We start from the raw sequence: 11,340 nt of genomic DNA, 5'->3' as shown, positions 1-11,340 counted from the left end.
ATTAATTTTATCCATGTCCTCTCCTTTTAATAAGGTAAGGTTTTTTTGTTAGGAATTTATTTCCTGATTCTATTTGTTTTAATTTTAAAAAGCAAGATTTTTGCCAAAATTAAAATAAAATGGAGGTCACTTTTGACGATCATAGATAGGGCCGTAGAAATTATTAAAAAAGGAGGAGTTATCATATTTCCAACTGAGACCTTGTATGGACTTGGCACAAATGCTCTTAATCAAGATGCTATAAAGAAAATCTTTGAAATAAAAAATAGATCTATTCAAAAAGTATTACCAATTATGATTGGAGACATATTACAACTTAAGATGTTGGTAAATACAACAGATAACATGCCCTTAGACTTAATTTTGGATAAATTTTGGCCAGGTCCTCTCTCAATATTGTTTTCTGGAAAAACCAATTTGCCCAAAGGAGTTGTTAACAAAGAAGGTTATGTGTGTATAAGGCTTACCTCCCATCCTGTTGCCAGGGACTTATGTCTTTGTTCAGGATATCCTCTAGTTGCAACCAGTGCAAATTTCTCTGGCAAACCATCACCTAGATTGTTTGATGAAATTGAAAAAGGGCTTTTGAGTAAGGTAGATATGGCAATTAATCTATATCCAGAACCTTCAGGGATGAAACCTTCTACAATTGTAAAGTTTATTGGAAATAAAACCATACAGATAATTAGACCAGGGGCTATTTCTATTAATGATTTAAAAAAAGCTGGTCTGGATATAAAATAAAAAAAGGAGGACTTAAAAGTCCTCCTTTTTATGTTTTTAATGGAGTTTTTTTATCTTATCCTGGACGTACAATTAAGAGCCATGCCTCAGAGATTGCTATGGTTATTATCATGTAGGGGAATGCCACTTTCATAAATCCCATAAAAGTAGTCCTATAACCTTTTGATTCAGCAATACCAATTGTTACAACATTTGCTGATGCGCCTATTATAGTTCCATTTCCTCCAAAACAGGCACCTAAGGCAAGTGCCCACCACAGAGTGTTGTGGGCTTCTGGAATCACGTTTGAGAGATAACCTACAATTGGCAACATAGTAGCTGTAAAAGGGATATTGTCCACAAATGCAGACATAATAGCGGCAACCCACAGGATAAAAGTACAGGCAGCTACAAAATTGCCCTTTGACAATTTTAAGATCCAGTCTGCAATTAGATCTAGAAGACCTGTTGATTCAACAGCAGAAACCAACATAAAAAGGAATATAAAGAACATAAGGGTTGGCCACTCAATGTCTTTTTCAATAAGCTCAATTAGATCAATTTTGTCCATAATTATAGCTATTGTTACCAAAACAGCTGCACCAAATAGCGCTGCTACTGAAACTTCCATATGCCAAATTGATTCAGTTAAAAATAGAAAGATAACAAAGGCCAAAACCCCTCCACCATAGCTAAGGAGCTTGGCGTCAGTTATTTTATATTTTTCTTTTAACTTTAAAATAAATTCGTCCACATTTTCTATCTTTGCCTTGGCAAATTCTTTGCCCCATATGAATTTGGTATATACAATAAGTACTACCATACAAACGAGACATATGGGTGCCAGGGCCTCAACAAATTTTACAAAGCTAAGTCCTGCATAAGAACCAATCAAGATATTTGGTGGATCACCAATAAGTGTTGCTGTACCCCCAATATTCGATGCCATTACTAATGGAATTAATAGATAAAGTGGATTTATATTGAGCGCCACGCATATCTCAATGGCAACACCAGTTAAAAGGAGCATGGTAGTTACATTGTCTAAAAATGCAGAAGTGAAAGCAGTAAAGAACATGAGAATTATAGACAACAAAAAGAAATTTCCCCTTGCCAGACTGTATGACTTATAGGCGCACCATTGAAAGATACCAGTATGTTTAAGTACGCCAATTATTATCATCATTCCCATAAGCAGGAATATAACATTCATATCAATAGAGGCTATTGCAGCTTCATAAGAGAGGATATGATATTCAGGGTTAAAAGTTCCTATTGTGTATGACAAAATTAACATTGTTGCTGCACCAAGCATGGCTGCTATTGTCCTGTGGAGCAACTCAAAACCAATTATTACATAGACCAGAAAGAAAACACCAGCAGATACCCAGAATGCAGGTCCTATAACCCTTTTTAGGATAATATCACCGCTAAAGTATATATTTTTATCTTTCATGGCCAGATTTTGGGGATCCAATTTTAATATTTCAGTTTTGTAACTGGCCTTGGATATCTCCAGTTTTATGTGTAAGGATTTTTGCTCCTCTTTTGATATAAAAAATCTTGATAAGAATTTTCCATTTTCAGCAGTTTCAAGCTCATCCATCATCTTATCGCCTAAAAATACCTTTACTTCTGCTTCTCCAACTGGCTCGCCATGGGTATTTTTTATGATTCCTGCTAGGTTTACATAGATAGCATCCTTGTCTGGATGTTTAGGTGGGCTCACGTGTTCATGACTAGCCATGGCCAATGAAGAAGAGATTAACACTACCAACAGAACTAAAATGGTCTTTTTCATGTTCTCCTCCTACCTGTTTGGAAAATTTTGAAAAATTGCTCCTATTTGGAAATTTTCTCTCTGTCAAGAGTCTATTATTAATGCTTAACTAAATTTTCCATTGATCCTACAATAGGATGATGATTTATCTATATCTATTATTTTTACTCCCTTTACATACTCCCTTGTTGAATAATGGGTGATGTTCTCAAGTTTTAATGTTATTTCTTTTATCCTCTCTACTTGTTTTTTTAGAGCCAGACAGTTTTTATTGTTGGGGTTTTCGTCTAAAATTTCTTCTAATATAAGTAGAATATTTTGAAGTGGCTGATTCATTTCATGGCAGGTGGCACCAGCCATTTCTAATACCCCTTGCAATTTTTCCCTCATTAGTTTTTCCTGGGCAGCTTTTTTTAAATCAGTTACATCTCTTGCAACTGCAATTATACAATCTCTACTGTCATATTTGATCTTGTGTGCTGACCATAATACATCGATTATTGAGCCATCTTTTCTTCTAAATTGTACTTCTGCATTACATATTTTTCCGTATTTTTTTAAGATTTCCTGAAGATCGTCTCTTTGTTTGGGATCTGCCCATATCCCAAGATCAATGGAACTTTTTCCAATGACTTCTTCTCTGCTGTAGCCTGTGGTTTCTAAAAAAGCAGCATTTACTTCAAGATATATTCCTCTGTTTAGGGTAGATATCACAATCCAATCTGGAGATAATTGAAATGCCTTTTCAAACTTTTCTTCAGATTTCTTTAACTGCTCTTTTATAAGTTCTTCTTCTGTATTGTCTAAGAAAAATCCTAAGATTGATTCTTCTCCATTATATAAAATAGAACATACACTTTCTAAGATGTATTTTGTTTTACCATTTTTATCTATTATTTTATTTAAAAAAGGTTTATCCCTATTGCCTTTTAACATGGAAATTGCATACTTCCTAACTTTCTCTTTATTTTCTTCACATATTAGATCTGTGGGCAATATATTTTTTAATTCATTAAATGTATATCCTGTTATTTTTTCAAATTGGGGATTTACATACTTAAATTGTCTTTTGGCAATGATGTATATACCAATAGGTGAGTGTTTAAAAAGTTGGGATACTATTTTAGTATTTAGCTGAGGTCTTAATTCCAGCTTTTTTATATTATGCGTTTTTTCCATAAAATTATATATTGCTCCCTTTCTTATTTGTCATATAAAAGGGGCTGCAAGCCCCTTATATATTTTATTTTGCGGATTATTTTTAAGTACTAAATTTTGTCCAAGAATAGGATTTAAAGAATCTTTTTCCGTGGGCAACAGTAAATAGAGGTATATTTAGTTCGTTTGCGATCTGAACTGATTTTTCAGGACTGAGGCAGAAAAGTCCTGTTGCCAGGCCATCAGCAGTACAAGCGGTTTTGGCTATAACGCTGCAACTAACTGTCCTTTGTGGAGATACGGCCATTTCTTTATCAATTATATGAAATAATTTTTTGGACGATGTGAAAAAATTTCTATAATTCCCAGATGTGGCAATAGCAAGGTTGGAAAGATTGATGATTTGAATATATTTTTTTTCCATATCTGGGTCTTCAATCCCTATCCTCCATGACCTATGTGCATCCTTGTTTCCTATTGCCCTGATATCACCACCAGCATCTATTATGGCATGTTTAATGCCGCACCTTTTTAGAACTTCTGCTGCCTGATCCACAATATATCCCTTTGCTATACCATCTAATGTGATTTTTGTTCCCTTTGCCATGGTTATTTTTTTAGGGGAAATGGATAGATTTTCCCAACCAACATAGGGCAGGACTTCTTCAATGTCTTTGATTTCTGGAAAATGTCCATGAATTTTTACTTCCTCTTCTATTAATTCTAAAATAGGCAGGATTGTGATATCAAATTTGTTTGAAGATAATTTTGATATAGATTTTGCCTTTAATAGCAAGTCATAAAGCTCAAAAGGAACATCATTTAATTTTTTGTTTTCATTAAGAAAACCTACATGACTATTTGGATCGAATCTATTAAATATTTTTATGAGTTGTTTTATCCTGGAAAAGGCCTTGGATTGAGCTTCTATTGCCCTGTCCCTGGATTCATCATAAATAGTGATGGTAACATAGGTGTTCATGAGCGGCAGGGTGCGTGATATCTCTTTTAATTTCAAAAAGTTACTACTAAATACAGGTTCTACTGATAAGAATGGTATTGTACTTGATATAGATAAAAATCCAAGGATTTTAAGGCATTCTCTTCTTGTATATTTTTTTCTCATCATAATTCAATCCTCAACATTTATATGTTTTTTTGATATCTAAGTTATATTTGAGTTTCATGTCAAGAAATATTAGATTATCAAAAATTAAATAATCGTATTTAATAGTTATGACTTTGAGTGTGCATTTTGGCTTATCAAATTTTTATTGTGTTATTAAGGATATTTTTTTAGAATAGGAATATTAATCACTAATTAGAGATAGAGAGGTGTGAATATGGGAAATTTTGAGGTGAAAAGGAGTATTGAAGAGATAAACAAAAAAATAAAAGAGGGAAAGGCAGTTGTGGTTACTGCTGAAGAAATGGTGGATATAGTGAAATCTGAAGGTATAAAAAACGCATTTAAAAAAGTAGATGTAGTTACCACTGGCACCTTTGGGGTCATGTGTTCTTCAGGAGCCTTTATAAACTTTGGACACACAAAGCCCAAAATTAAGGCCTCAAAGGTGTGGTTAAATGATGTGGAGGCCTATGCTGGCATAGCTGCAGTTGACTGTTATATTGGAGCAGCCCAGGTACAGGAAGATGACCCTTTAAATAAAGTTCATCCTGGCAGGTTTAAATATGGTGGGGGACATGTGATTGAAGACTTGATCGCAGGAAGACAGGTAAGATTAAAGGTAAAGGCATATGGGACTGATTGTTACCCTTTAAAAGAGTATGAATCAGTAGTCACAATAAACGATCTAAGGGATGCTTTTTTGTATAATCCAAGAAATGCGTATCAAAATTACAACTGCGCTGTAAATTTATCAAAAAAGACCATATACACGTATATGGGGGTCTTGAGACCAAATCTTGGAAATGCCACCTATTCTACTTCAGGACAACTGAGTCCGCTTTTAAACGACCCTTTTTACTGGACAATTGGGGTGGGCACCAAGATTTTTTTGGGAGGTGGTCTTGGCGTGGTTAGCTGGAGAGGCACTCAACACAATCCAAATGTATTAAGGGGAGAAAATGGGATTGTGAAAGAAGGTGCTGGCACCCTGGCTGTTACAGGCGACATGAAACAGATGTCTCCAAGATATATTAGGGGAGTTTCTATGTTGGGCTATGGATGCTCTCTTATGGTAGGCATTGGAATACCAATCCCCATAATAAATGAAGAAATGGCTTATTTTACAGGTCAGTCAGATGCAGATATCTATTGTCAGGTAGTAGATTATGGTATTGATTATCCCAATGCCATAGATAGATCCCTGGGAGAAGTAAGTTATGAGGAACTTAGATCTGGAAAAATAAATGTAATGGGAAAAGAAATACCAACAGCACCTCTGTCCAGTTATTTTATGGCAAGGGAGATTGCAACAAAATTAAAAGAGTGGATTATAAAAAATAAATTTACTTTAGGTATTCCACAACTTCCCCTTCCCACAGTAGAATTTATGGGGTCAATTGATGCTAATAGTTGATAGATTTTATAGGGATTTTACTTCTACCAATAGGTGGGATACCTACAGGGTAAAAATAGAATCTTCTGATTTATATATCAGGACAAAAGGGAATTTTTCTTCTTTTGTCAAAAAAAAGCTCATTAAATTGAGAAAAGATATAGAAACAGAAATAAAAAGATATCCTGAATTTTTGACCTCGCTTAAACCTATCTCACCAAAATTTTCAAATATTCAAAGAGTTGTGAAGATTATGTATGATGCATCTAAAAAGGCCGGTGTTGGTCCAATGGCTGCTGTAGCTGGGGCTATTGCCCACATTATTGGTGAAGAACTTTCAAAAAAGAGTGAGGAGGTCATAGTTGAAAATGGGGGGGATATATACATAAATGTGAAAAAAGAGGTCAAAATGACTGTTTTTGCAGGAGATTCTCCTTTTTCAGGTAAGATTGGGCTTAAAATTTCATCAGGTATATCCCCTGTTGGGGTGTGTACTTCCTCTGGTAGTGTTGGTCATTCCTTAAGCTTTGGGAGAGCTGATGGATTTACTGTAATTTCAAAGGATACTGCACTAGCTGATGCAGTTGCAACGGCAGGAGCAAATAGGATAAAATCCAGAAGCGATATAGAAAATGCTATCTCTTATGCTATGTCAATACCAGGAGTGTTAGGAGTACTCGCCATATATAAGGATGTAATCGGGGCAAAGGGCATAATTGAACTTTGTGAAATATAAAAAAAGAGAGATTTGAGTTATGGGTGAGAAAAATATAAAAAAGAATGTATTATTGATTTTTAGCAAAGATGTTATGTATAATCCTGTAATTTACAAGCTTGCAGCAGATTTCAGAATAATATTTAATGTATTAGAGGCAAAGATATTCCCCCGTCAGGAGGGGAGGCTTATTCTACAGCTCATGGGTACAGAAGAACAAATTGAAAAAGGGGTTAAATATCTTGTAGATGAAGGGGTAAAGGTAGAAATTCTTGCTGAAAAAATCAAAAGGGATGAAGATATTTGTGTACATTGCGGTGCATGTCTTGCAGTGTGTAGAGCTGATGCCTTATTTTATGATGCTAACAGTGCCAAGATTTTATTTTCAGCAGAGCACTGTGTGGCTTGTGGACAATGCGAGTTGGTTTGTCCTGTAGGGGCAGTGAAAACAGCATCTATAGACATGGAACTAACTTAATTTAAAGGAAATAAATATGGAAGAATATATTGAATTTGAAGAAATAAATCCAGATGGTTCTCCTTTGGAGAGGGTTTTAGATAATAAAGTTGGTTTTAGAAAAGAATATAGGGTACAACCAAAAGATGATGTTGAAGTTTACATTAGTGGTAACTCTTATAAAATTTTAAATTTATCCTCCCATGGATTTCAGATAGTGCTGAGAGATATTGATGATATAAATACAAATATCAAAATAGATTTTAAATTATTTTTTGACAATTACGAAATAAATGGTGTAGGTGTAGTTAAGTATATTGAGAAAATAGATTTAGATTCTTTTGGAGTTGGAATAAAAATAGAATCTTTTTCAGAACAAAGACAGAAGGAAAATTATATAATGTATGTAAAAAGATTACGGGATGAAATATTAAGGGGAAACATATAAATATCTAGTTCGTTTTGCCTCGTGATTGATGACAACTTGTATTTATAACTAGGTGTTTTTACTTGGATGGAAAAACAGATGTCCAATGATAAAAAAAATCTTTTAGAAGAGCTTTTAACAGCGACAAATGGGGATTCAAAGGAAGCAAAAGACCTATTGGATTTTATTGAAGATTTGGCTTCAGATATTCAGGGGAAAGAACTTAAAAATAAGAAAAAGATATGTGAAATAACATCTCGTAAAAAAAAGAAAATTATTAAAAGAACCTATTATTTGAGGCAGGAATTAATATCTCTTTTAAATAAAGCAGAAGATAAGTTAAAGCAAATAAAGCAATCTAAAAAAGACTTTTCTAAAAAAAGGGTAACAAAGTCAAAGATAGTTAATTTGGCCCTTGAGTTGCTGCTAAGTGATTTTGCCGCTAAAGGTGAAGAAAGTTTTTTATTTAGACGGCTTTTTCTTAAAAACGTGGAGAAAGATTAATGGTTATTATTGAATGTCCAAAATGTAAACACAAACACAAGATCCCCAAGGAAAAAGTGCCTATTACTCCTAAGGTTGCAAGGTGTAAGCTTTGTGGCCATAGATTTACATTAAATTTAAAACAAAATGACAGTTCTGTTAGAAAGATAGGTGTGTGTATAAGTAAAGGTGGAGTGGGAAAGACAACAACAGCTGTGAACATTGCTGCTGGCCTTGCCCTTGGAGGGTACAGGGTGCTTTTAGTAGATACAGATACCCAGGGACAATGTAGTTTTTTACTCGGAGTAAAACCACCAGCAGGGCTAACAGAACTGGTATTAGAAGAACTACCGGCGGAAAAATGTTTGTATAGAGCCAGGGAAAATTTATACCTTTTAGCTGGTGGTAAAGGGCTGGCAGGGGTGAAGCGATTGATCGATAGGGAGTATTTTGGTGGAGAGAGGACCCTCTCTGAAGCACTTGCAAGGATACATTTAGATTTTGATTATGTAATTGTAGATACCTCTCCTGGTTGGGACGCTTTGTCTGTAAATGTTATGTTCTATATAGAGGAGGCACTTATACCTGTTTCCCTAGAGATTATGACTATTCAGGCCCTAGCCAATTTTTTAAAGACCATTGCAGGGATTCAAAAATATAGACCTGAATTTGAGATTAAGTATATAGTCCCTACTTTTTTTGACCTCAGGGTGAAGAAAAAGACCATGGCCATGCTGGAAAAATTAAAGTCCCTATATCCAGATAAAATATGTGAGCCCATTAGATATAATAACCTGCTATCTCAGGCACCTATGTACGGTAAGACTATCTTTGAATACGCACCAGGGAGCAAAGGAGCTAAAGATTATCGAGAACTTGTAAAAAGGATATCTAATAATCCTGATTTATTTGATTGATTTTTTGAACAATAAATAGCCAAGGGCATCTAGCCCATTGGCTATTTATCTTAGTAAGAGAACAGAAGATGGGGCATCACTGATTAGTGTAGTTATTTTTTCATCTGGAAAGAATTTTTTCAAAAAAGACTTTGGGCCAAGCCATATTGCTACCAAGTTATCCTGTGACATCTGATTTACAAAATTAGGGAAAACAGATGAGTTTATAACCTCCAGCCACAAGGGAATATCCTGTTTTAGATAGTACATAAACAGATTTTTCATGGTATTTTCTACTTTCATCTTCAGGGATTCACCTTCAGCAACTCCCACGATTTTTAATTCAGCATTATAAAGTGTCACCATCTGGTTTATAAGTTCAAGTGAATTTTGGGTAATATATTCCTGATCAAGGCAACAAACAATTTGTTTTGGGGTCTTGTTTTCCTTTACAACTAATACAGAACACGATGCCTGATTTGCTACCTTAGAAGGAACATCCATATCATCCCATTTGCACTTATTTGTCTTATTACATCCCAGCACTATAAGAGTAGATTCATCCTCATCAGCCTGATTTAAAATTTCCTGGACTGGATTTATGCCTTTTCTAATTACTATTTTTAGAGTCTTTAATCCACCTTTACCAGTTGCCACATAGACATCATCTTTAATTTGAGAAAAGGATTTAATTTCTTCCCTTGAATATGGACATTCCCCTTTGGGATAATAGGAAGTTATTATTTCTCTAAAGTCCAAAAGAGATTTTGCCAGATCACTCTCTTCTACTTTGCTTGTTGATTTTTTAGGGTCTAATATTCCCAGCAAGGTAATATCTGACCAAGTATTTATTGCCATTTTACCTACTTCATTGACCACATAGGAACTATATGGATTTGTATCTACAGCTACTAAAATTCTCATAAAAATCCTCCTAAAATAAGATAAGGTTTAATCCCAGATTATTAAAACAGGAACTGGAGTGGAGGCAAGAACATCACTAATTGGCCTCTTTCTTCCTTTTTTATTAAGCATAGATACAACCATTCCACTACTCTTAAGCCTATCCCCAACTACCTCAGGACTTCCCTCAATTTCCAATATCTCAGCAGGAGATATACCCTTGTCCATTAATAATTCTTTGGCTAACTGGATCTTTTTGTTTTCTGAACCATCATTAATATTAACTTCTTTATTTTCTGAAAATTTGTAATATACTAGAGAGACATTTACCTGGGCATTTTCGTACAATTTAAGGTAAAAGGGGATTAACTTTTCTATATCCATATATTCATCTAGAAGAATATGGACTTTTTCAAATGGAGTAAGGTTTTTAACAAGTAATACAGGGGTGCTTAATTTTTTCAAAAAAGAACCCTTAATGAGCTCATAGAACATGCTAGAATCAAATGAAGACAAATGACCCATTACAAAAAGGTCGTAAAAACCGCCTTCAATCTCTTTTTGTAATTCTTTTTCCTTGTCTCCTACTAATATCTTGACCTTGGTTAGGCCCCTGCAGTTACCTGCTTCTGCCTTTAGGAATGTCTCTATTTCGTCCTTGGTGGTATCAACAAGGGTCCTCTCCCAGGTCTTCCTCACCCATCCGGCGCCAAACTGGAAGTGTCCTTGAGTAGGTTCTTCCACATGGATGGGTTGAATAAACATTGAAACCTTTTGAGATTGTTTGCATATATATCTTAAACTTATGCTCGATGCCAGGTTATTTTCGATAAAAATTAAGACATTCATATTCACCTTCCTTTGTTTGGATTAATTCTTTGTCTTTTTTTCTTTGATTTTTTTCTCTGCCTTAGCCACAGCTTCATGTATTTCGCTAAGTCTAAAGGGCTTGGCTAAAAAGTCTAATACCCCTTTTTGAAATGATTCTTTTGCTGTGTCCATAGTGGCAAATCCAGTTATGACTATGACTTCAGTTTCAGGTCTCATTTCTTTTACTTCAGTTAGAAATTCCATTCCATCAATCCCTTCCATCTTTAAGTCTGTTATCACAATATCAAATGGTCTTTGTTTAAATCTGGTAATGGCATCAATACTCCTTGTAAATGTCTCAACATAGTATCCTTTTTTTTCCAAAGAAGGTTTAAGGCGTTTGGTTACAATTGGTTCATCATCTAGTATTAATATTGACATTTGTTGGTTATTCATAATGATATCC

At 34.6% G+C, this 11,340-nt stretch carries 13 protein-coding genes; 7 read left to right on the top strand and 6 right to left on the bottom strand.

Features of this window, described 5'->3' with window-relative positions; translation table 11 throughout:
• Nucleotides 1-132: 132 nt before the first annotated feature.
• Nucleotides 133-744: an L-threonylcarbamoyladenylate synthase gene (locus tag ACY2V1_RS02370; protein ID WP_461833195.1), complete on the top strand. Its 612-nt coding sequence runs from the start codon at nucleotides 133-135 to the stop codon at nucleotides 742-744.
• A 55-nt stretch (nucleotides 745-799) separates the two neighbouring features.
• Here the strand turns inward: ACY2V1_RS02370 and ACY2V1_RS02365 are convergent, their stop codons facing one another.
• The 3 genes from ACY2V1_RS02365 to ACY2V1_RS02355 all read right to left on the bottom strand — a co-directional run bounded on the left by ACY2V1_RS02365 (nucleotide 800) and on the right by ACY2V1_RS02355 (nucleotide 4,790).
• Entirely contained in the window at nucleotides 800-2,524 is a 1,725-nt protein-coding gene (locus ACY2V1_RS02365) for an ArsB/NhaD family transporter (RefSeq protein WP_461833194.1), read from the bottom strand.
• Nucleotides 2,525-2,608: 84 nt separating this feature from the next.
• The gene (locus ACY2V1_RS02360) at nucleotides 2,609-3,682 is read right to left on the bottom strand and encodes a PAS domain S-box protein (RefSeq protein ID WP_461833193.1); all 1,074 of its coding nucleotides are present in this window, start codon (nucleotides 3,680-3,682) and stop codon (nucleotides 2,609-2,611) included.
• An 82-nt stretch (nucleotides 3,683-3,764) separates the two neighbouring features.
• Nucleotides 3,765-4,790 carry an FAD:protein FMN transferase gene (locus ACY2V1_RS02355; protein ID WP_461833192.1) on the bottom strand — a complete coding sequence of 342 codons (1,026 nt, stop codon included), beginning with the start codon at nucleotides 4,788-4,790 and terminating at the stop codon, nucleotides 3,765-3,767.
• Nucleotides 4,791-5,004: 214 nt separating this feature from the next.
• Between ACY2V1_RS02355 and ACY2V1_RS02350 the strand changes: the two genes are divergently transcribed.
• The 6 genes from ACY2V1_RS02350 (at nucleotide 5,005) to ACY2V1_RS02325 (ending at nucleotide 9,182) form a co-directional block, all read left to right on the top strand.
• Nucleotides 5,005-6,204, top strand: a complete 1,200-nt coding sequence (locus ACY2V1_RS02350) for a homocysteine biosynthesis protein (RefSeq protein WP_461833191.1) — start codon at nucleotides 5,005-5,007, stop codon at nucleotides 6,202-6,204.
• Nucleotides 6,191-6,919: a UPF0280 family protein gene (locus tag ACY2V1_RS02345; protein WP_461833190.1), complete on the top strand. Its 729-nt coding sequence runs from the start codon at nucleotides 6,191-6,193 to the stop codon at nucleotides 6,917-6,919. Before ACY2V1_RS02350 ends, ACY2V1_RS02345 begins: the two co-directional genes overlap by 14 nt.
• 19 nt (nucleotides 6,920-6,938) lie before the next feature.
• Nucleotides 6,939-7,376, top strand: coding sequence for an NIL domain-containing protein (locus ACY2V1_RS02340; RefSeq protein ID WP_461833189.1), 438 nt, complete (start codon nucleotides 6,939-6,941; stop codon nucleotides 7,374-7,376).
• 16 nt (nucleotides 7,377-7,392) lie between these two features.
• A complete protein-coding gene (locus ACY2V1_RS02335) occupies nucleotides 7,393-7,803 on the top strand; it encodes a PilZ domain-containing protein (protein ID WP_461833188.1) in 411 nt (136 codons plus the stop codon).
• Nucleotides 7,804-7,869: 66 nt separating this feature from the next.
• Nucleotides 7,870-8,286: a hypothetical protein gene (locus ACY2V1_RS02330; RefSeq protein ID WP_461833187.1), complete on the top strand. Its 417-nt coding sequence runs from the start codon at nucleotides 7,870-7,872 to the stop codon at nucleotides 8,284-8,286.
• Nucleotides 8,286-9,182: an AAA family ATPase gene (locus ACY2V1_RS02325; protein WP_461833186.1), complete on the top strand. Its 897-nt coding sequence runs from the start codon at nucleotides 8,286-8,288 to the stop codon at nucleotides 9,180-9,182. The genes ACY2V1_RS02330 and ACY2V1_RS02325 overlap by 1 nt, the downstream gene beginning before the upstream one ends.
• A 45-nt stretch (nucleotides 9,183-9,227) precedes the next feature.
• Here ACY2V1_RS02325 and ACY2V1_RS02320 read toward each other — a convergent pair whose 3' ends face one another.
• From ACY2V1_RS02320 to ACY2V1_RS02310, 3 genes are read right to left on the bottom strand one after another with little or no spacing between them, the layout of a single operon-like run.
• Complete coding sequence (locus tag ACY2V1_RS02320) at nucleotides 9,228-10,085, bottom strand: universal stress protein (protein ID WP_461833185.1); 858 nt, start codon at nucleotides 10,083-10,085, stop codon at nucleotides 9,228-9,230.
• A 27-nt stretch (nucleotides 10,086-10,112) separates the two neighbouring features.
• Nucleotides 10,113-10,913 (bottom strand): hypothetical protein, encoded by an 801-nt coding sequence (locus tag ACY2V1_RS02315; RefSeq protein ID WP_461833184.1) that lies wholly within the window; start codon nucleotides 10,911-10,913, stop codon nucleotides 10,113-10,115.
• Nucleotides 10,914-10,934: 21 nt separating this feature from the next.
• Nucleotides 10,935-11,330, bottom strand: a complete 396-nt coding sequence (locus ACY2V1_RS02310) for a response regulator (RefSeq protein ID WP_461833183.1) — start codon at nucleotides 11,328-11,330, stop codon at nucleotides 10,935-10,937.
• Nucleotides 11,331-11,340: the final 10 nt, after the last annotated feature.

Source organism: Desulfothermus sp. (assembly GCF_053993635.1).
Note: the sequence above shows the minus strand (reverse complement) of the source record. Positions and strands in the feature narration are given on the sequence as shown.